This is a genomic window from Mycobacterium sp. Soil_C_30 (assembly GCF_057656995.1).
In genome coordinates this window covers 312037-330288 of record NZ_JBDGJH010000006.1, presented here as the reverse complement: position 1 = coordinate 330288, position 18252 = coordinate 312037, and the positions used below count along the sequence as shown (strand labels likewise).

The window sequence follows — 18252 nt, the reverse complement described above, 5'->3', positions numbered from 1 at the left end:
CTCCTGATCTTCAGTGTCGGGATGGTCAGATGTAGGTGCGCGACACCCAGGCTCCGGGGTCGCTGGTCAACTCGGCGACCTCGTCGGGCAGTCGGCCCGCGACCAGATCGGCCAGTGTGGTGCGCTCCAGGACGCGGCGCAAGGAGACCCGTGCCGCAACCCACACCAATTGCAGCGTTTCGGAACGGCTTTCGTACTCGAGGTCTTCTGGGCATTCGCCGCGCACGGTGAGCAATGGTCCGTTGAGGGCCCGCACGATATCGGCCAGCGCGATGCGCTCCGGCGCGATCCGCAGGCGGTGCCCGCCGCCGTGGCCACGTTGGCTGATGATGAACCTGGTACGGCTGAGCTCCGAGAGGATGGCTTCCAGATACTTGGCCGGGATGTCCTGTTCGGTGGCGATGCTCTCGGAACTGTGCGACACCGTCCAGTCCGCGGCCAGATGCGCCAGCGCCCTGAGCGCGTAATCGGTTTTAGCCGAGATGCGCACGGGCCGATTCCTGCTGAGCATTCTCCAGCCCTGCTGCCGCACCGCGCACATGCCGGACCTCGGTGTAGCCGAGATCCTGCAACGTCTGCACCACCCGCTGCGACCCCTGCTCGCGGTTGCAGAACACCACGATGGAGCGCGCCGTCGAGATGCCCAGCGCCCCGGCGGCTCTCGGGTCGAACAGCGCAGGCACGTCAGCCTTCTCGACGTGTACCACCCCGGTGATGCTGCGCTCGCGGTCACCGCTCTTGCGGACGTCGAGCAGCACCGCACCGTCGCGATGGCGCGCCAGCGCCTCTTCCGGGGAGATCAGCAGCGCGTCATGATCGTCGGCGCGCACAGTGGAGCCCAGTGCAGCCGACAGGTTGGCCAGAGCCAGCCTGAGCACCTCGTCGGATTCCGGCGCCACCACCGCTCCGCAGCCGTGCACGTCGAGGTCGCGGTCCAGGACATACGCCCCGCGTAGTAGATGCCGACCGCCGAGGTCGGCGATCACCGGATGCAGCGAGTACTCCAGGCCGGTCAGGTGTGACGAGGTGCCCCCGGTGGCCACGGGCATGACCGTCTTGTCGGCGAAGGCGCCGGGCGGCAACAAGTCCAGGACCGCCTTGAGCACCGCGGAGAACGAACCGTTGCGCACCGGGGTGACTGGGATGACGGCATCGGCAACATCGACCGTCTCGACGATGTGACGCGCGTCGGGAGCCGACGTATCCCCGGAAACCAGCACGTCGGCGGGTATCTGGGCGGGGTCGACGATCAGCGTGGTGTGACCGTAGGCGTCCAGGCACTCGGCCACGTAGGCGCTGAGCGCGACCGCGCGCGAGGCCTTTCCGGAGGCGCCGGCGAGCACCACGATGAGAGCCATTCAAACCTCCTCTGGCACAGCTGTATTCACCCTGCGATGTCAGCTGATTCTTTCTCTAGCGGATTAGTAGGGAAAGAGATCGACTCAGCGTGATTCTGTAACGTCGTAGCGGTGTTGATCTGGATCAACGGCGCATTCGGCGCCGGCAAGACGCACACCGCCCACGAACTGCACCGGCGGCTGCCGGATGGTCACGTCGCCGACCCGGAGCTGCTCGGGTTCGCGATGCACAAGATGCTGCCCGCCTGCGCGCGTGCCGACTTCCAGGACCTGCCGGGCTGGCGCGCCGCGGTGGTGGCCACGCTGCGGACCGCCGAACGCGCCGCCGCCGGCCCGCTGATCGTGCCGATGACGATCGTGCGCGACGACTACTTCGACCAGATCATCGGCGCGCTGCGCGCCGAGAGGGAGGTGCGGCACTACACCCTGATGGCATCGCCGGCGACGCTGCACAAGCGGCTGCGCTCCCGGCTGGAAGCGATCGGCGCCCGGGTCTTCGGTGGCGACGAAACCTGGGCCATGCGTCAGATCGACCGCTGCGTCACCGCACTGGAGTCACCTCGGTATGCCACGCACGTGCCTACCGACGACCACACCCTGGACGAGGTGGTGGAAACCGTTGCCGCCGACGCCGGGCTGACCTTGGTGGCGCCGCGGTTGTCACCGCTGCGTGCCCAGATCCGTCGGCTGGAAGTGGCAGCGCGACACATCCGGGTGTGACGTGCTTACACCGGCATGGGGTGGAGCAGAACCGTGTACCCCAGATCCTTCAGGATGCCCAGTTCGACCGGACTGAGGACCCGCACGCCGGGGCCGTACTCCAACCACGGGAGCATCAGTATCGCGCGGCCGGGCGCGGAAGCCGATTCGGCCAGATGCACCACACTGCTCGCGCTCCACGGATCCGATGTGAACAACGGAACCAGCCCGCCGTACGCCGCGACCGCGTTGGGCCCGGCGAAGTACAGGCCACCGTTGTGGCCGTTGATGTTTCCGTCGTACGCACTGTTCCAGGTGAAGTCACTCGAGATGACCTTCGTCCCATCCGGAGCCGCGACGTGGGCATCGAAGACCGACCAGTACCGGTGGTCGTTGTTCCCGGGCGAATCGATGCGGGACAGAAACCCGAACGAGTGCATCAACTCGTGTACCGCCACCGTCCGGAAGTCCAGACTGTCCGGCCCCACCGGCGCGCCGAGCGCCCACGGGTAGGCGAAGTTCCAGTTGATCACCCCGTCAGCCGCAGCGCCGTTGGCGTCGACGCCGGTCACGACTTTGACCTGGATGACGGACCGGAGGAATTCGTCCGCGTTTCCGACGAGATTGCTGCCCGCGGTCGCGAGGATCTGGGTGTCGGGGTTGTCGAGACCGGTGACGTCGTACGTGAGCGTGACCGGGGCCGTGACGAAGAAGTACGTACCGACGGAGGTCGCCACCGACTCCAGAGCAGCCCGCCGTTCCGCGGTCCAGTGCTCGGCGCCGGTGGTGTAGTCGAACGCGAATCGGATGGCGCCCTGGTTCACCAGCATCGCGGCCGACGTGCCAGGGTTGCGGAAGAGGTCGAGCAGATTGACGTGCAGCCCACGGTCATACGCCGCGATCACGAAGGTCTCCACCCCGGCGAAGTCGGCTCCGGGGGTGTAGGTGTAACTGCCGTCCGGATTGAGCTGCAGCGTCCCGGCTTTCGGCCCTTGGACGACGCGGTAGACCATCCCGTCACCCTCTGGATCCACCGCACCGAGCCGGCCGCCCACCGGTTCGCCGGATTGCCCGGTGAACTGGACGACGGACTGGACCGTCGGCGCCTGATTGAGAAAGGCCCGCTGCAGCGTGAACACGGTCCCGGTGAGTGCCTCCCGGACGGGCGTGCTGACAGGCAACGACGCGATGAACGACTGTGACAACGCCATGAGGGCCGCGATCTGACCGGCCACCTGCTGCTGCCGTTCACCGACGGTGCTGCTGGCCTGCAATGCCCACGGCTGGCTGGGCGCGGGCGCGGCGGGGTGATCGGCGTCGGCCGGGTCGCTCACCGGCGGTGCCGCGACCGGTTCTGCGGCCGCCCGCCCGGCTGCGTCCTCGCGGGTTACCGCGGCCGGTTCGTCGTCGGTGGTGTCAGGTGTCTCCGTCGGTGCGACCGGTCCGGTCCGGTCCCGAGCGGTGCGCTGGGCAGGGCGGGGCTCGTTCTGCGCGTCCTCCTCGTCAGGATCTTCGGCGTCGTCCTCGTCAGGGTCGTCCTCGTCAGGGTCGTCCTCGTCAGGGTTGTCCTCGGCAGGGTCGTCCTCCGCTGCGTCGTCCTCGTCGTCCCGGTCGGCCGCGTCGGTGTCTCCGGCCGCCTCGGAGGCACCAGTGTCATTCGACGTTCCGGACTCGTCGCTGTCGGAAGCGGACGACGACACCGTGGACTGGCCGGTGGTCTCCGCGGTCGCCACTCCCAGATCGGGGCTCAGCGCGGACAAGCCCAGCAATGCCGCGCCCATTCCGGCCGAGGCGGCGCCCAGCTGCAGCCAACGCCGCACGGCAAAGGCTCTAGACCGTCGAGACCGGCGCGCAGCTGACCGATTCGCCACTTTTTGACCCCTCCGGCAATCACAGGAGAGGTCAACTTATCGCGGCGCACCCACTCGCGCCCGCGAATGCCTACGAACACAAAAATGCCGGCTGCATCGGCAACCGGCATTTTCAGGGAGTGCGCCCGAAGGGATTCGAACCCCTAACCTTCTGATCCGTAGTCAGATGCTCTATCCGTTGAGCTACGGGCGCTTGGGTACAGCTTCTTCAGTTGTATGGCGGAGGCGAGAGGATTTGAACCTCCGGTCCCCTGTAAGGGGGACAACTCATTAGCAGTGAGTCCCATTCGGCCGCTCTGGCACGCCTCCTTGCGTCCTCGGAGATTACCGGACCCGCTCGGAGCACCGGAACCGCCGAGGGAGAAGCGTACAGGCACTCACATATGCTGACCAAATGACCGCCCGACTGCGCCCGTTGATGGCCGATCTTCCGGCCTACACACCAGGCAAGACAGTGCCCGGCGCGATCAAGCTGGCGAGCAACGAAACCGTCGACGGTCCGCTGCCCAGCGTGCGCGCTGCCATCGAGAACGCCACCGGCAACCTCAACCGCTATCCCGACAACGGCTACGTCGAACTCAAAGAACACCTGGCCAAGCACGTGAGTTTCGCGCCGGAGAACATCGCCGCCGGCGCCGGTTCGGTGAGTTTGTGCCAGCAGCTGATCCAGATCACCGCGTCGGTGGGTGACGAGGTGATGTTCGGCTGGCGCGCGTTCGAGGTTTACCCGCTGCAGGTTCGTGTGGCCGGAGCCACGCCGGTGCAGGTGCCTCTGAAAGATCACACCCACGATCTGGACGCGATGCTGGCCGCCGTCACCGACCACACCAGGCTGATCTTCATCTGCAACCCGAACAACCCGACCTCCACGGTGGTGGACCCGGACAAGCTCGCCGCCTTCGTCGAAGCAGTGCGCAGCGACATCCTGATCGCGATCGACGAGGCCTACGTCGAGTACATCCGCGACGGCCTGGTCCCCGACAGCCTCGGGCTGGTGCGCAGCCACCCCAATGTCGTGGTGCTGCGGACGTTCTCGAAGGCCTACGGGTTGGCGGGTGCACGGGTGGGCTACGCGGTGGGCGACCCCGACATCATCACCGCGCTCGGCAAGGTCTACGTCCCGTTCACCGCGACCAGCCTGAGCCAGGCCGCGGCGATCGCGTCGATCCAGGCGTCCGAAGAACTGATGGCCCGCACCGACGCCGTGGTGGCCGAACGCGCCCGGGTGTCAGCCGCGCTGCGCGAGGCGGGTTACGAGCTGCCGGACTCCCAGGCCAACTTCGTCTGGCTGCCACTCGGACCCGAGCGCACGGCCGACTTCGTGGAGCAGGCCGCCAACGCCCGGGTGCTGGTGCGGCCGTACGGCACCGACGGGGTGCGTGTCACCATCGGCGCCCCGCACGAGAACGACACCTTCCTGGCGTTCGCGCAGGGCTGGATCTAACCGGGCGTGCGCCCCGTGAACGCCAGCAGTTGCTCGAATTCGGATGCGTCGCCGCCTATCTCGACGGGTTGATCGAAGCCGACGGCCTTACGGCCCTCCGGGGTGATGATGCCCTTGGCAGCCTCGAGCACGTACCCGGCCAGCGTGTCGGGGACTTCGAGTTCCCGGCCCACGGCCTGGGCGTAGTCCCAGCCGTGCACCAGGAACTCCAAGGACAGGATGCTGACGGCCGAGGTGGCGGGGAACTGGCCCGGGCCGACGGAGACCGTGCCGTCAAGGCCGCGCCGGTGCCAGGCATCGAGGGCCGGACGCGCCGCCATGATGAGTTGGCGGTCCACCGCGTCCTCGCTGTTGTTGTCGGGGAACTCGGCGCCGGCCGCACCACCCAGGGTGGTGATGGAGGACAGCAGGTGCTCGGTGAGACGGGCCACGTCGAACTCGGTACACGGTGTCGGTCGGGACATGTCATCCCGGGAAAGGGGGCGGATGACGGCATGCAGCACGGTGAGCGTCGCTTCGGCACACGCCAATTCGTCGACGGGTGGGGTGAAAGTCTGCTTGTACGTGGGGTCGGCCATGGTGTCACGTTAGGCCCGGCCCCCGACATGGCACTAGCGTCGAAGCGATGAAGCGCATCGTGATGGCGGTCCTGGTTGCGGCCTGCGTGCTGACCGGGTGCACCCGCACCACCGAAGGCGTGGTGGCCCAGACCACCGAACCCGTCTCCGTCACCGGAATGAAGTGCGCAGAGTTCAACGCCCTCGGCGACCGCGACAAGATGGCGGTGATCGACGAGATCATGGACGGTCAGACTTCCCGCAATCCCGCATTGATCAGCGGCCTGGCCGATGTGCTGTGCCGGACCGCACCGGAAGCCGACGTCGAGCGACTGCTGCGTGGACTTGCCGGGCGCTGACCCGCAGACCCCAACCAACCGGTTAGCCTGGCGTCATGGGTGACGCTTACGAATCGCTGTCGGTCGAGATCAAGGACCGTGTTGCGCAGGTGACGCTGCTGGGTCCCGGCAAGGGCAACGCCATGGGCCCGGCGTTCTGGGCGGAGCTGCCTCGGGCGTTCCGCGCGCTGGACGCCGATCCGGAGGTCCGGGCGATCGTGCTGACCGGCTCCGGCAAGCACTTCAGCTACGGACTGGACCTGGCGGCCATGGGTGACACCCTCGGCCCGATGATGGCCGACGGGGCGCTGGCCCGGCCGCGCGCCGAGTTCCACTCCCGCCTCAAGACCATGCAGGACTCGATCACCGCGGTCGCCGACTGCCGCACCCCGACCATCGCCTCGGTGCACGGTTGGTGCATCGGCGGCGGCGTCGACCTGATCAGTGCCGTCGACATCCGCTACGCCAGCGCCGATGCCAAGTTCTCGGTGCGCGAAGTGAAGTTGGCCATCGTCGCCGACGTGGGCAGCCTGGCCCGGCTGCCCCTGATCCTGAACGACGGGCATCTGCGTGAGCTGGCACTGACCGGCAAAGACATCACCGCGGCCCGCGCCGAGAAGATCGGCCTGGTCAACGACGTGTACGACGACGCCGAGGCCTCCCTGGCCGCCGCCCATGCCACCGCAGCCGAGATCGCCGCCAACCCCCCGCTGGTGGTGCAGGGTGTCAAGGACGTTCTCGACGAGCAGCGCACGGCCGCGGTGGCGGCGAGCCTGCGCTACGTGGCGGCGTGGAATTCGGCCTTCCTGCCGTCGAAGGACCTGACCGAGGGCATCTCCGCCATGTTCGCCAAGCGTCCGCCGGACTTCAAGGGCGAATGACCCTGGTGCATTCGCTCGACGCGCAGCGTGCGGTCGACGAGGAGTTACTCCGGTGCCAGCTGGCAACGATGGACGATGCGGCGCAGCGGTTGCGGCAGGGCTCGCTGGAGACACAGCCGGTCCGCCGTGCTGCGATTCGCACCGACACTGCACGAGCAATGAGCGGTGGCGGAGGGATTTGAACCCCCGGACGGTGTTAGCCGTCTCTCGCTTTCAAGGCGAGTGCATTAGGCCGCTCTGCCACGCCACCGCCGACAAGAGTAGCGGCTCAGGCGCGGCCGAACTTGCCCGGACGCTCCACGTGCTTGAGTGCGGTGCTGATGCGCCGACAGTTCTCCCCCATCGCCGCCATCTGCGGGCGCGACAACTGACCGAGGAAGTGCGTGCGCACACCCTTGCAGTAGGTGACCATCGCCTCCCGCACGGCGGCCCGGCCTTCGTCGGTGATGGCGGCCAGCACCCCCCGGCCGTCATCGGGGCTCGCGGTGCGTCTCACGAGTCCCTGCTTCTCGAGACGCCGGATCTGCCGGGTCACCCGACTGGGCAGCGACAGCAGCGCCTGCGCCAGATCCCCCATGCGTGCCGCCCCGGTGGGCGAGCGATCCAAGATGTCGAGAAGCCGCACATCGCTGAGCGTGAGCTGATGCGAGTCGGTCAGACCCCGGTTCAATGCGGCGTACATACGCAGCGCCGAATCGAGGAAGTGTTGCCACGCCCTCTCCTCGGCAATATCAAGCCCGGGCATATCGCTTGCGGTGCGCCCGGCAATCATCCCCTCCATGGGCTGATGGTATGCGATCGAAGCGAATCAAGTAAGCCAAACCTGCAGGTAGTAGCGTGACAAATATGCGTGCAATCGTCGCTGACCCGTCGGAGCAGCTGGAGTGGAGCGACGCGCCCGATGTGGCACCCGACCACGGGGAAATCCTGATCAAGGTCGCTTGCGCGGGCGTCAATCGCGCGGATTTGCTGCAGGCAGCGGGCAACTATCCACCCCCGCCCGGCGCCAGCCCGATTCTGGGCCTGGAAGTGTCGGGGACCGTGGTCGGCCTGGGTGGAGCAACCTCCGATTGGCAGATTGGGCAAGAAGTCTGCGCTTTGCTGGCGGGCGGCGGATACGCCGAATACGTGGCTGTGCCGGCCGGTCAGGTCCTGCCCCTGCCGGCCGGGGTCGACGTTCACGACGCGGCCGCGCTGCCCGAAGTGGCGTGCACGGTGTGGTCCAACCTCGTGATGACGGCCCACCTGTCAGCCGGTCAGATGCTGCTGATCCACGGCGGCGCCAGCGGTATCGGCACCCACGCGATCCAGGTGGCGCGCGCCCTGGGGGCGCGGGTGGCCGTGACCGCCGGCTCGCACGCCAAGCTGGATCTGTGCCGTGAGCTCGGCGCCGGGCTGACCATCTGCTACCGCGACGAAGACTTCGTCGAACGGATCAAGGACGCCACCGACGGCGCCGGTGCCGACGTGATCCTCGACATCATGGGGGCGTCCTACCTCGGCCGCAACGTCGACGCCCTGGCCGCCGACGGACAACTGATCGTGATCGGCATGCAAGGCGGGATCAAGGGTGAACTCAACATCGGCAAGCTGATCTCCAAGCGCGCGCGGGTGATCGGGACAGCGCTGCGCGGGCGCCCGGTGGACGGGGCGAACGGCAAGGCCGCGATCGTGCAGGCGGTGAAGGACTCGCTGTGGCCGCTGATCGCCGACGGCCAGGTGCGACCGATCATCGGTGCCCGGTTCCCGATCGAGCGGGCCGCCGACGCCCATCAGCTGATGTCATCGGGTCAGGTGACGGGCAAGATCCTGCTGACGGTCGCCTGATCGGCCTCAGCCGAGGCTGGCCAGCGCGCGGACCAGCTGGTCGACCTCGTACATCGTGGAGTAGTGCGCCAGACCGATGGTGACCGCGCCGCCCACGTCGTTGACGCCGATGACGTCGAGCACGCGGGAGTTGGCGTTGGGGATCGCCAGCACTCCGTTGTCCGCCAGCCGCTGCACCACCCGCTCGGCGGGCACGTTCTGCACGGCGAAGCTGACCACCGGGATGCGTTCGTCGGGAGCGCCGAGCAGCATCACCAGCGGCAGTGACCGTAACGAGTTCAGCAGGTAGTCGAAGATCCGGTCGAGGTATGCCGAGGCGGATTGCATTGACACGGCTAGTCGTTCGCGCCGGGTCCCCGTCGCGGACTCATCCAGTCCGGCCAGGTACTCGATGCTGGCCACCACACCGCCGAGCAGTCCGTACTGATGGACACCCATCTCCAGGCGGGCCGGGCCCACCGCGTACGGGTTCATGGACACCGAACCGAATGTGTCGATGAGTGCGGGATCGCGGAACACCAGGGCTCCGATGGGCGGTCCACCCCAGGCCACGGTGTTCAGCGCCACCACGTCGACGTCGGATTCCTGGATGTCGATCAGGCGGTACGGCGCCGCGGCGGTGTGGTCGACGACCACCAGACCGCCGATGTCGTGAACGAGCTTGCTGACCGGTGGCAGATCCACCACCGTGCCCAGCGTCGCCGATGCCGACGCGATGGCCACCAGTCGGGTGGGCTTGGTGATGAGGCCTTCCCACTGCCAGCCGGGCAGTTCGCCGGTCTCGATGTCGACCTCGGCCCACTTCACCTTGGCGCCGTACCGGTTCGCCGCTCGCAGCCAGGGAGAGATGTTGGCTTCGTCGTCGAGCCGGGTCACCACCACCTCATAGCCGAGGCCGGCTCGCGACGAGGACGCGTCGGCCAGGGAGGTGAGCAGGACCGCGCGGTCGGCCCCCAGCACCACACCGCGGGGATCGCCGTTGACCAGATCGGCGACCGCCTGGCGCGCGGCGTCCAGCAACGCGGCGCTGCGGCGAGCCGACGGATGCGGGCCGGCGGTACTGGCCATCGAGGTGCGGAATGCGGTCGACACGGTGGTCGACACCGCATCCGGAACGAGCATCCCCGACTGTGCATCGAAGTGCACCCAACCGTCGCCAAGAGATGGGTGCAGACCTCGCACCCGGGCGACGTCAAATGCCATGCCAGCCACCTTAGAAGGTCAGATATTGGTCCGGCGGGTGGGCGGGGGGATGCTCACGAGGCACCTTCGCTGCCCGATCCGGGTCACTTGGTGGGCAATACTAGTCCAGTGGCCGACGAGTTCGGAGTGCTAACTCTCTGAACATTGCGGTGACAGTTCTTGTACAGCTGAGAGCTCCGTAGGAGTTTGCTCAAACCAACCCGCCGCTAGCGGAACGTGTTCTCATCCGGCACGTGCCGGCGGCCTCGGGAGTGGTACTCGAGTCCGTCCACGGGAACGATGTCCCCGACGGACTAAGGTCGCTAGGCAACGGCGGCAACCGTATGGACGAATGGCGCGAAGGAACAGAGAACAAGTGACCACGGACGACGACAACATCGAGATCATCGGCGCGGATCCGGAGCTGGCCGGCGCGGCCGACGGCGACGACGACAAGGCGGTGACCGATCTGGTGCAGCAGCCTGCCAAGGTGATGCGGATCGGCACCATGATCAAGCAGCTCCTCGAAGAGGTGAAGGCCGCGCCGCTCGACGACGCCAGCCGCAACCGGCTGCGCGATATCCACAAGACCTCGATCGCCGAGCTGGAAGAAGGTCTGGCGCCGGAACTGCGCGACGAACTCGAACGGCTCGCCCTGCCGTTCAGCGACGACGCCGTGCCCTCGGACGCCGAGCTGCGGATCGCCCAGGCGCAGCTGGTCGGGTGGCTGGAAGGGCTGTTCCACGGCATCCAGACCGCACTGTTCGCCCAGCAGATGGCGGCCAGGGCCCAGCTGGAGCAGATGCGACAGGGCGCCCTGCCGCCGGGAGTGGCCGTACCGGGCCAGCAGCGAGGTGGCGCGCACCCTGGCACCGGGCAGTACCTGTAGTACCGCTGTGAGTTCACCTACCCGGCCACATATCGAGACCCGCGACGCGTGGGTCGAGTTTCCGATCTTCGACGCCAAATCGCGTTCTCTGAAGAAGGCGTTCCTGGGCAAGGCCGGCGGCACGATCGGCCGCAACGAGTCCAACGTGGTGGTGATCGAGGCGCTGCGGGACATCACCCTGTCGCTGAAGATGGGTGACCGGGTGGGTCTCGTGGGCCACAACGGTGCCGGCAAGTCGACGCTGCTGCGGCTGCTGTCCGGCATCTATGAGCCCACCCGGGGCTCGGCGACCGTGCACGGCCGCGTGGCGCCGGTGTTCGATCTCGGTGTCGGCATGGATCCCGAGATCTCCGGCTACGAGAACATCATCATCCGCGGCCTGTTCCTGGGTCAGACGCGCAAGCAGATGATGGCCAAGGTCGACGACATCGCCGAGTTCACCGAGCTCGGTGAGTACCTGTCGATGCCGCTGCGCACCTACTCCACGGGTATGCGGGTGCGGCTGGCGATGGGTGTGGTGACCAGCATCGACCCCGAGATCCTGCTGCTCGACGAGGGTATCGGCGCCGTCGACGCCGACTTCCTGAAGAAAGCGCAGAGCCGGCTGGCCGATCTGGTGGAACGTTCCGGGATCCTGGTGTTCGCCAGCCACTCCAACGAGTTCCTGGCGCGGCTGTGCAACACCGCGATGTGGATCGATCACGGCACCATCCGGATGAGTGGTGGCATCGAGGAGGTCGTCGGCGCCTACGAAGGCCCCGATGCGGCCCGGCATGTACGTGAGGTGCTCGAAGAGACAGCACGGGATCGGGCTGTGCCGAATGACTGACACGGTGTTCGCCGTGGTGGTCACCCATCGTCGTCCGGAGCAGTTGGCAGTGTCGCTGGGCGCGTTGACGACCCAGAGCCGGCTGCCGGATCACCTGATTGTCGTCGACAACGACTCCGATGACCGCGTACGCGAACTGGTGGCCGCCCAGCCCACCCCGACCACGTATCTGGGTTCACGCCGAAATCTGGGTGGCGCAGGCGGATTCGCGCTGGGAATGCTGCACGCGCTGGCGGCGGGCGCCGACTGGATCTGGCTGGCCGACGACGACGGGCATCCCCACGGACCCGATGTCCTGGCGACCCTGCTCTCGTGTGCCGCCAGACACGGACTCGGTGAGGTGTCGCCGATGGTGTGTGATCTCGACGATCCCTCGCGGCTGGCCTTTCCGCTGCGCCGCGGGCTGGTGTGGCGGCGTCGCGTTGACGAGCTGCGGGTGGACGACTCCGCCGGAGCCGACCTGCTGCCCGGTATCGCCTCGCTGTTCAACGGCGCCCTGTTCCGGGCCTCGACGGTGGAAGCTGTTGGAGTGCCGGATCTCCGGTTGTTCGTCCGCGGCGACGAGGTGGAACTGCACCGCCGGCTGGTGCGCTCGGGGGTGCCGTTCGGCACCTGCCTGGACGCGGTCTACGTCCATCCGCAGGGTGGCGACGAGTTCAAACCGATTCTCGGCGGGCGGATGCACACGCAGTTCCCCGACGATGCCACGAAACGGTTCTTCACCTACCGCAACCGGGGCTACCTGCAGTCACAACCGGGCATGCGCAGGCTGATCCCGCAGGAATGGGTGCGCTTCGGCTGGTTCTTTCTGGTCTCGCGGCGTGATCCGGCCGGCCTGTGGGAGTGGATCAAGCTAAGGCGGTTGGGAAGACGGGAGAGGTTCCAACGATGACGTTCGTCGATGCGGCGGCACAGTCCAGGACGTTCTCACGGGCGCGACGTGACCTGGTGGACGGCTTCAACAAGCGCGAGCTGTGGCTGCACCTGGGCTGGCAGGACATCAAACAGCGCTACCGGCGTAGCGTGCTGGGCCCCATCTGGATCACCATCGCCACCGGCACCATGGCCGTGGCGCTGGGCGGGCTGTACTCCAAGCTGTTCAATCTCGAACTCGCCGAGCACCTTCCGTACGTCACGCTGGGCCTGATCATCTGGAACCTGATCAACGCCTCGATCCTGGAAGGCGCCGACGTGTTCGTCGCCAACGAGGGACTGATCAAACAGTTGCCGACGCCGCTGAGCGTGCACGTCTACCGGTTGGTGTGGCGGCAGGTGCTGCTGTTCGCGCACAACATCATCATTTTCGTGATCATCGCGATCATCTTCCCGCAGCAGTGGAAGTGGACGGATCTGGCGTTCATCCCAGCGCTGGCGCTGATCGTGTTGAACTGCATCTGGGTGGCGCTGTGTTTCGGCATCCTGGCCACCCGCTACCGCGATATCAGCCCGCTGCTGTTCAGCCTGGTTCAGCTGCTGTTCTACATGACCCCGATCATCTGGAACGACCAGACACTGCGGGATCAGGGCGCAGGCAGCTGGGCGAAGATCATCGAGTTCAATCCGCTGCTGCACTACGTCGACATCGTCCGCGCACCGTTGCTGGGCGCGGATCAAGAACTACACCACTGGGTGGTGGTCATCGTCCTGACCATCGTCGGGTGGACCGTCACCGCATTTGCGATGCGGCAGTACCGGGCCCGGGTGCCCTACTGGGTCTGACGGCTCCGGCCGACGCCGGAGTCGCTCGGGGTGGTGGTAGTCGTTCACGCGGGGTTGGCCGACGTCGAGGTGCGCCGGTGGGATCCACTCGGTCTGGCCGAAGGGGTTTTTGCGGGTGATCCAGCCGCCGTCGGTGACGAGTTTGTTGTCCTTCGGGCAGGCGAAGGCCAGATCATCGATATTCGTGAGTCCGCCCTGGGCCCAGTCCAGGACGGCGTGGTGGGCCTCGGCGCCATAGCCGGGCACGTCACAACCCGGTCGGGTGCAGCCCCGGTCGCGGTCATAGAGGACGATCTGCTGCGACGGGCTGGCCACCCGTTTCGTGCGGCCCAGGTGCAGCACTTCCCCATGGTCGCCGTAGATGACCAGATAGTGGTAAGCGTGGCGGGCCAGCCGCAGCACGTCGAGCACAGGTAGGCGGGTGCCACCGGCGGTGACCCCGAGCCCGAGTTTCGCTTCGAGTTCGGCCAGGGTGGTGGAGACGATGATGGTGGCCGGCAGGCCGTGGTGTTTACCGAGTTGTCCCGAGGCCAAGATGGCGCGGCCGACGGCGACGAGTGCGTCGTGGTTGCGTTGGGGTTGGGTACGTCCGTCGCGGCGGGCGGCGTCGTCGGTGACCTCGTCGATGCAGGGGGATTCGTCGCCGGGGTTGCAGGCACCCGGTGCGGCCCATTTGGCGTGGATGGCTTCCCAGGTGGCGGCGCCTTCGGGGGTGAAGTAGCCCCAGAATTTGCGGCGGCCGTCGCGTAGTTGGCGGCCGACGTGCATCTCACCTTGGGCCGTCCGGGGTTTCGGGTCGATGGGTGGGCGGCCGTCCTGGTCGAGTTGGCGGAACAGGTCGTCGGCTTCTTTGCGGACTTCATCGGGGCGTTTGCGGCGGGCCAACTGCACCAACTTCGCTTCGGCCTCATCACGCTGGGTCTGGCTGATGTGCCCGGGGAGCTGCTTCAGGAATTCGCGGATCACTGCGACGTGTCCGGTGTTGATCGCGCCGTCGGCTTGGGCCGCGGCGGTGTCGGCCAGCCAGGGCTGCAACGGTTCCCCGCTCAGGGCGGTGCGGGGGCCGAGTCGTTCGGCGTCGTCGACGAGTTTGTTGGCCTCGCGGCGGGTGATGCGCAGGATTTCGGCCAGCGCCCGTGGCAGCGTGTCGCCGAGTTCTTTCGGGCTGGCGTGGTGGCGTAGGGCGGCGATCTCGCGGTATTGCAGGGCGGGGAGTCGGTTGAGGATGCGTTGGGTGCGGGCCAGGAAGTCCTTGTGCTGCAGCACTGTGCGTTGGGTGGGTTCGGAGGCCAGCAATGTTGTCACCGCAGCATCGATCGCCTGGAAGGCCCGTGACACGGGGTCTTCCTGCATGGCGGTCGGTGGCGAACTCATACCTACGATGCTGCGCACCATCACCGACAGACCGGCGCGGCCGAACCCGGATCAAAGCGAAACGAGCCAAGTTGTCCACAGTCCGAACTTCATCCACAGGCTGGCGCCGAATTCACCTCAGCGCCACCGGGAATTGGGACGCGGAACGTTCAATGGCCCTATGAGTGAGACAGATACCCAGCCCGCCGTCGTGAGCGAGGCAGTGATCGTTGCCGAGATCGTCGAGGACGACGGCGTCGACTTCGAGGAAGACCAGGAAGACCACGACCTCGACGACGAGTACGACGACGGGGACTCCGAGGACGAGCGCGCCACCCTCGTTCTCCGTGAGGTGATCGAGCGTCAGCTGATCGCCTGCCGGACGCTGAGCACCCGAGTCACCGACGCGGCCACCGATGTGACCGCCACCCTCGTCGAATCCCCCGCGCGGGTGGTCGCCGCGGTGCGCGACGGAGCCACCCTGCCGAGTGCGTTCGGACTGACCGGTGACACGCTGACCGACGCCGCCCTGGAGGCCGGGGGCCGGATCCGAGCCGCGGTGGCCACCTACGTGAACGCGCAGTCGGCGCTACCGAATGCGCTGATCACCGGGACCGCCGAAGTTGCGGGTACCACTGTCCGCGCCCAGGGCTCGGTGGTCTCGTCGGCCTTCGACGCCGCATTCACTGTCGCGTCCGTGGCCACCCGGGGCGCGGACATCAGAGACAGCTTCGACGAAGAGTGGCAGGGTTTCCTGGCGTCGGTAGCCGCCGCGCGCGACGACGTCGAGGACGCGGTGAGCGTTGCGCGGCAGCGAATCCAGGCTGCACTGCCGGCGCCGGCCGACGAAAGTTAGTCAGCCCGGAACGCCGTCCTCGTCATCGGGCTCCGGCCCGAACACGAACCGCCGGCCGGTGACGTCGTTGGGCGTGATCCGCACGAAGCGCAGCTTCTGGGTGGCGATCCACGGATAGAGCCCGGCGTGTTCGGCGTCCTGGATCTCGTCCGCGGCGAAGAGCACCTTCGCCGTGCCCCGGACGATGACACTCCAGCCCTCGACGACATTGTGGTCGTCGGCCTCGAAGAGCACCTGGTCATTGGTGACGGCGCCGAACAGCTTGGTGCCCTCCGCAGTTCGAAACAGCACGGTGTTGCGCTGCACCACGAAGTTGACCGGGAAGATCTCGGCTCGGCCGTCGACGACCGTCACCAACCTGCCCAGGTGCACACCCGACAGCAGCTGCCAGCTGTCCTGGTCATCGAGGGCGATCACCGGTTCGTCCATGCCCCCATCCTGGCGGAAGTGCCCCGCGCCGGAAAGGGGCGCGGGGCACTCGAGCCGGTGACCAATGTCAGTGCCGGTGCGGGGGCTTGACCCGGGTGCTGACGCTGATCCGGTTCCAGGCGTTGATCACGGTGGCCATGGCGATCACCTGACCCAGTTCCTGCTCGGTGAACGCGGCTGCGGCCCTGGCGTACACCGCGTCGGAGACGTGCCCGCCGCGGGTCAGGTCCGTCATCTCCTCGGTCAGTGCCAACGCGGCCTGTTCCTGCTCGGTGTACAGGTCACCGGCTTCCTCCCACGCCGCGAGCAGGTAGAGGCGCTGCTCGGTCTCGCCCTGTTTGCGGGCGTCGTGGGTGTGCATGTCCAGGCAGAACGCGCAGTGGTTGAGCTGCGAGGCGCGGATCTTGACGAGTTCGGCCAGCGTGGGGTCGATGCCTTTGGTGGCCGCCGCGGACAGGGCCATCATGCCCTCGAAAAATTCGGGGGCGACCCGGTTGAGGTTGATGCGGTTGATCTTCTGGGTTTCCAGTACCTGTGTCATGACTCGAATCTAGAACCACAAAGGCCTGTTCAGATGGTTCAATACCGGCATGAGTTCGTGGGCCAATTCGGGGAGCGATCTGCACCTGGACCTGCGCGTCGCCCTGGCACCAGGTACTCGGGGTGTCCGTGAGGTGCTGCTCACCTCGCTGCGTGACGCGGTGCGCTCGGGCCGCCTGACCGCCGGCACGGCGCTGCCGCCGTCTCGCACCCTTGCGGCCGACCTCGGCCTGGCGCGTAACACCGTCGCCGACGTGTACGCCGAGTTGGTGGCCGAAGGGTGGCTGGCATCCAGACAGGGAGCGGGTACCTGGGTGGTCGACTCCGACCACCTCAAACGCCACAGCCTCACCCCGTCGCAACCACGCGGCGCCGTCGGTGCCCCGACACACAACTTCCTGCCCGGCTCACCGGATGTCTCCCAATTCCCGCGGTCGGCCTGGCTGGCCTCCGCCCGGCGCGCCCTGCACTCGGCACCCAACGAGGCGCTGCGAATGGGTGATCCGCGCGGCCGACCGGAGCTGCGCGCAGCCGTCGCCGAATACCTGGCCCGCGCCCGCGGTGTGCGCGTCTCCCCCGATTCCGTGGTGATCACCGCGGGCACCCGACACTCCATCGAGATCCTGGCGAGGCTGTTCGGTCCGGCCCGGCCGATCGCCGTGGAAGCTTACGGCCTCTTCATCTTTCGTGACTGCATCACCGCCTCCGGGGGATCCACGGTGCCCATCGGTTTCGACGAGTGGGGGGCCGATGTCGGCGATCTCGACCACGTGGACACCCCCGCGGTCCTGGTGACCCCGGCACACCACTTCCCCCACGGCGTTCCGCTGCATCCGGGGCGGCGCACCGCCGTGGTGGACTGGGCCGAACGCGCGGACGGCTATGTGCTCGAAGACGATTACGACGGCGAGTTCCGCTACGACCGCCAACCGGTCGGCGCGCTGCAGAGCCTGGACCCGGCGCGGGTGATCTATCTGGGCTCGACGAGCAAGAGCCTGACACCAGTGCTTCGTCTGGGCTGGATGGTGGTGCCCACCGGACTCGTGGACGACGTGGTGGCCGCCGCGGGCGGGCAACAGTTCTACGTCGACGGCATCACCCAGTTGACCATGGCCGACTTCATCGTTGCGGGCAACTACGACAAGCACATTCGACGGATGCGTACCCGCTACCGCCGCCGGCGCGACACCTTGGCGCAGCGGCTTGCCCCGTTCGCGCCGGCGGTGACCGTCAGTGGCTTGTCGGCAGGCCTGCATCTGCTGCTGCTACTGCCGCAGGGCGCAGAACCGGAACTCCTGCGGCGGGCCGGGGAAGCCGGTGTGGGTATCGCCGGCCTCTCGCGACTACGACACCCGTTGGCCGACAGCAGCATTCCGCGGCCCGACGGCGTTGTGGTCAATTTCGGCACACCTGGGGAGCACGCGTTTGCACACGCGGTCGACGCGTTGTGCGCGGTAGTGGCCGGCACGCTGCACTAAAA

The 18252-nt window shown here is 67.2% G+C and carries 20 protein-coding genes and 3 tRNA genes; 11 read left to right on the top strand and 12 right to left on the bottom strand.

The window, feature by feature from the left end:
• Positions 1-25: 25 nt before the first annotated feature.
• Complete coding sequence (locus tag AC3A6P_RS14480; RefSeq protein WP_487692271.1) at positions 26-490, bottom strand: RrF2 family transcriptional regulator; 465 nt, start codon at positions 488-490, stop codon at positions 26-28.
• Positions 474-1358, bottom strand: a complete 885-nt coding sequence (locus AC3A6P_RS14475; protein WP_487692270.1) for an NAD(P)H-dependent oxidoreductase — start codon at positions 1356-1358, stop codon at positions 474-476. Before AC3A6P_RS14475 ends, AC3A6P_RS14480 begins: the two co-directional genes overlap by 17 nt.
• A gap of 111 nt (positions 1359-1469) precedes the next feature.
• Here AC3A6P_RS14475 and AC3A6P_RS14470 point away from each other — a divergent pair, with 111 nt between their 5' ends.
• Positions 1470-2078, top strand: coding sequence for an AAA family ATPase (locus tag AC3A6P_RS14470; protein ID WP_487692269.1), 609 nt, complete (start codon positions 1470-1472; stop codon positions 2076-2078).
• A 5-nt stretch (positions 2079-2083) separates the two neighbouring features.
• Here the strand turns inward: AC3A6P_RS14470 and AC3A6P_RS14465 are convergent, their stop codons facing one another.
• The 3 genes from AC3A6P_RS14465 to AC3A6P_RS14455 all read right to left on the bottom strand — a co-directional run bounded on the left by AC3A6P_RS14465 (position 2084) and on the right by AC3A6P_RS14455 (position 4237).
• Complete coding sequence (locus tag AC3A6P_RS14465) at positions 2084-3877, bottom strand: Ig-like domain-containing protein (protein ID WP_487692268.1); 1794 nt, start codon at positions 3875-3877, stop codon at positions 2084-2086.
• A 171-nt stretch (positions 3878-4048) separates the two neighbouring features.
• Positions 4049-4121 (bottom strand) — tRNA-Arg (locus tag AC3A6P_RS14460).
• 24 nt (positions 4122-4145) lie between these two features.
• A tRNA-Ser gene (locus AC3A6P_RS14455) sits at positions 4146-4237 on the bottom strand.
• A gap of 85 nt (positions 4238-4322) precedes the next feature.
• Here AC3A6P_RS14455 and hisC point away from each other — a divergent pair.
• Positions 4323-5372 (top strand): histidinol-phosphate transaminase, encoded by a 1050-nt coding sequence (hisC, locus tag AC3A6P_RS14450; RefSeq protein ID WP_487692267.1) that lies wholly within the window; start codon positions 4323-4325, stop codon positions 5370-5372.
• On the opposite strand, the gene AC3A6P_RS14445 is transcribed toward hisC, so the two are convergent.
• Entirely contained in the window at positions 5369-5950 is a 582-nt protein-coding gene (locus tag AC3A6P_RS14445; RefSeq protein WP_487692266.1) for a TIGR03086 family metal-binding protein, read from the bottom strand. The genes hisC and AC3A6P_RS14445 overlap by 4 nt on opposite strands.
• A gap of 47 nt (positions 5951-5997) precedes the next feature.
• Here AC3A6P_RS14445 and AC3A6P_RS14440 point away from each other — a divergent pair, with 47 nt between their 5' ends.
• Positions 5998-6288, top strand: coding sequence for a hypothetical protein (locus tag AC3A6P_RS14440; RefSeq protein ID WP_487692265.1), 291 nt, complete (start codon positions 5998-6000; stop codon positions 6286-6288).
• A 35-nt stretch (positions 6289-6323) separates the two neighbouring features.
• Positions 6324-7148 carry a crotonase/enoyl-CoA hydratase family protein gene (locus AC3A6P_RS14435; protein ID WP_487692264.1) on the top strand — a complete coding sequence of 275 codons (825 nt, stop codon included), beginning with the start codon at positions 6324-6326 and terminating at the stop codon, positions 7146-7148.
• Positions 7149-7311: 163 nt separating this feature from the next.
• On the opposite strand, the gene AC3A6P_RS14430 is transcribed toward AC3A6P_RS14435, so the two are convergent.
• Together AC3A6P_RS14430 and AC3A6P_RS14425 are read right to left on the bottom strand one after the other, a co-directional pair.
• Positions 7312-7398 (bottom strand) — tRNA-Ser (locus tag AC3A6P_RS14430).
• 18 nt (positions 7399-7416) lie between these two features.
• Positions 7417-7929: a MarR family winged helix-turn-helix transcriptional regulator gene (locus AC3A6P_RS14425; RefSeq protein ID WP_487692263.1), complete on the bottom strand. Its 513-nt coding sequence runs from the start codon at positions 7927-7929 to the stop codon at positions 7417-7419.
• 65 nt (positions 7930-7994) lie between these two features.
• On the opposite strand from AC3A6P_RS14425, the gene AC3A6P_RS14420 reads away from it, so the two are divergent.
• Positions 7995-8975, top strand: coding sequence for an NAD(P)H-quinone oxidoreductase (locus AC3A6P_RS14420; protein WP_487692262.1), 981 nt, complete (start codon positions 7995-7997; stop codon positions 8973-8975).
• A gap of 6 nt (positions 8976-8981) precedes the next feature.
• Here the strand turns inward: AC3A6P_RS14420 and AC3A6P_RS14415 are convergent, their stop codons facing one another.
• Positions 8982-10178, bottom strand: a complete 1197-nt coding sequence (locus AC3A6P_RS14415; RefSeq protein ID WP_487692261.1) for a cysteine desulfurase-like protein — start codon at positions 10176-10178, stop codon at positions 8982-8984.
• 355 nt (positions 10179-10533) lie between these two features.
• Here AC3A6P_RS14415 and AC3A6P_RS14410 point away from each other — a divergent pair, with 355 nt between their 5' ends.
• From AC3A6P_RS14410 to wzm, 4 genes are read left to right on the top strand one after another with little or no spacing between them, the layout of a single operon-like run.
• Positions 10534-11046, top strand: a complete 513-nt coding sequence (locus AC3A6P_RS14410; RefSeq protein WP_487692260.1) for a bacterial proteasome activator family protein — start codon at positions 10534-10536, stop codon at positions 11044-11046.
• 7 nt (positions 11047-11053) lie between these two features.
• Positions 11054-11875: a galactan export ABC transporter ATP-binding subunit Wzt/RfbE gene (gene wzt / locus AC3A6P_RS14405; protein WP_487692258.1), complete on the top strand. Its 822-nt coding sequence runs from the start codon at positions 11054-11056 to the stop codon at positions 11873-11875.
• The gene (glfT1, locus tag AC3A6P_RS14400; protein WP_487692257.1) at positions 11868-12767 is read left to right on the top strand and encodes a galactofuranosyltransferase GlfT1; all 900 of its coding nucleotides are present in this window, start codon (positions 11868-11870) and stop codon (positions 12765-12767) included. Before wzt ends, glfT1 begins: the two co-directional genes overlap by 8 nt.
• The gene (gene wzm, locus AC3A6P_RS14395) at positions 12764-13594 is read left to right on the top strand and encodes a galactan export ABC transporter permease subunit Wzm/RfbD (protein ID WP_487692254.1); all 831 of its coding nucleotides are present in this window, start codon (positions 12764-12766) and stop codon (positions 13592-13594) included. The genes glfT1 and wzm overlap by 4 nt, the downstream gene beginning before the upstream one ends.
• On the opposite strand, the gene AC3A6P_RS14390 is transcribed toward wzm, so the two are convergent.
• Entirely contained in the window at positions 13493-14968 is a 1476-nt protein-coding gene (locus AC3A6P_RS14390; RefSeq protein ID WP_487692252.1) for an HNH endonuclease signature motif containing protein, read from the bottom strand. The genes wzm and AC3A6P_RS14390 overlap by 102 nt on opposite strands.
• A 160-nt stretch (positions 14969-15128) precedes the next feature.
• Here AC3A6P_RS14390 and AC3A6P_RS14385 point away from each other — a divergent pair, with 160 nt between their 5' ends.
• Positions 15129-15803 carry a hypothetical protein gene (locus AC3A6P_RS14385; protein ID WP_487692251.1) on the top strand — a complete coding sequence of 225 codons (675 nt, stop codon included), beginning with the start codon at positions 15129-15131 and terminating at the stop codon, positions 15801-15803.
• Here AC3A6P_RS14385 and AC3A6P_RS14380 read toward each other — a convergent pair whose 3' ends face one another.
• Positions 15804-16232: a pyridoxamine 5'-phosphate oxidase family protein gene (locus AC3A6P_RS14380; protein WP_487692250.1), complete on the bottom strand. Its 429-nt coding sequence runs from the start codon at positions 16230-16232 to the stop codon at positions 15804-15806.
• Between the two features lie 67 nt (positions 16233-16299).
• On the bottom strand, positions 16300-16773 hold the full coding sequence (locus AC3A6P_RS14375) for a carboxymuconolactone decarboxylase family protein (protein ID WP_487692249.1): 474 nt from the start codon (positions 16771-16773) through the stop codon (positions 16300-16302).
• Positions 16774-16822: 49 nt separating this feature from the next.
• Between AC3A6P_RS14375 and pdxR the strand changes: the two genes are divergently transcribed.
• A complete protein-coding gene (pdxR, locus tag AC3A6P_RS14370; protein WP_487692247.1) occupies positions 16823-18250 on the top strand; it encodes a MocR-like pyridoxine biosynthesis transcription factor PdxR in 1428 nt (475 codons plus the stop codon).
• Positions 18251-18252 lie beyond the last annotated feature (2 nt).

What these genes read in the sequence shown, in the direction of transcription:
- AC3A6P_RS14475 (WP_487692270.1), bottom strand. Translation starts at nt 1,358, where the DNA reads ATGGCTCTCATCGTGGTGCTCGCCGGCGCCTCCGGAAAGGCCTCGCGC.
- hisC (WP_487692267.1), top strand. Translation starts at nt 4,323, where the DNA reads ATGACCGCCCGACTGCGCCCGTTGATGGCCGATCTTCCGGCCTACACA.
- AC3A6P_RS14445 (WP_487692266.1), bottom strand. Translation starts at nt 5,950, where the DNA reads ATGGCCGACCCCACGTACAAGCAGACTTTCACCCCACCCGTCGACGAA.
- AC3A6P_RS14440 (WP_487692265.1), top strand. Translation starts at nt 5,998, where the DNA reads ATGAAGCGCATCGTGATGGCGGTCCTGGTTGCGGCCTGCGTGCTGACC.
- AC3A6P_RS14435 (WP_487692264.1), top strand. Translation starts at nt 6,324, where the DNA reads ATGGGTGACGCTTACGAATCGCTGTCGGTCGAGATCAAGGACCGTGTT.
- AC3A6P_RS14425 (WP_487692263.1), bottom strand. Translation starts at nt 7,929, where the DNA reads ATGGAGGGGATGATTGCCGGGCGCACCGCAAGCGATATGCCCGGGCTT.
- AC3A6P_RS14420 (WP_487692262.1), top strand. Translation starts at nt 7,995, where the DNA reads ATGCGTGCAATCGTCGCTGACCCGTCGGAGCAGCTGGAGTGGAGCGAC.
- AC3A6P_RS14415 (WP_487692261.1), bottom strand. Translation starts at nt 10,178, where the DNA reads ATGGCATTTGACGTCGCCCGGGTGCGAGGTCTGCACCCATCTCTTGGC.
- glfT1 (WP_487692257.1), top strand. Translation starts at nt 11,868, where the DNA reads ATGACTGACACGGTGTTCGCCGTGGTGGTCACCCATCGTCGTCCGGAG.
- wzm (WP_487692254.1), top strand. Translation starts at nt 12,764, where the DNA reads ATGACGTTCGTCGATGCGGCGGCACAGTCCAGGACGTTCTCACGGGCG.
- AC3A6P_RS14390 (WP_487692252.1), bottom strand. Translation starts at nt 14,968, where the DNA reads ATGAGTTCGCCACCGACCGCCATGCAGGAAGACCCCGTGTCACGGGCC.
- AC3A6P_RS14385 (WP_487692251.1), top strand. Translation starts at nt 15,129, where the DNA reads ATGAGTGAGACAGATACCCAGCCCGCCGTCGTGAGCGAGGCAGTGATC.
- AC3A6P_RS14380 (WP_487692250.1), bottom strand. Translation starts at nt 16,232, where the DNA reads ATGGACGAACCGGTGATCGCCCTCGATGACCAGGACAGCTGGCAGCTG.
- AC3A6P_RS14375 (WP_487692249.1), bottom strand. Translation starts at nt 16,773, where the DNA reads ATGACACAGGTACTGGAAACCCAGAAGATCAACCGCATCAACCTCAAC.
- pdxR (WP_487692247.1), top strand. Translation starts at nt 16,823, where the DNA reads ATGAGTTCGTGGGCCAATTCGGGGAGCGATCTGCACCTGGACCTGCGC.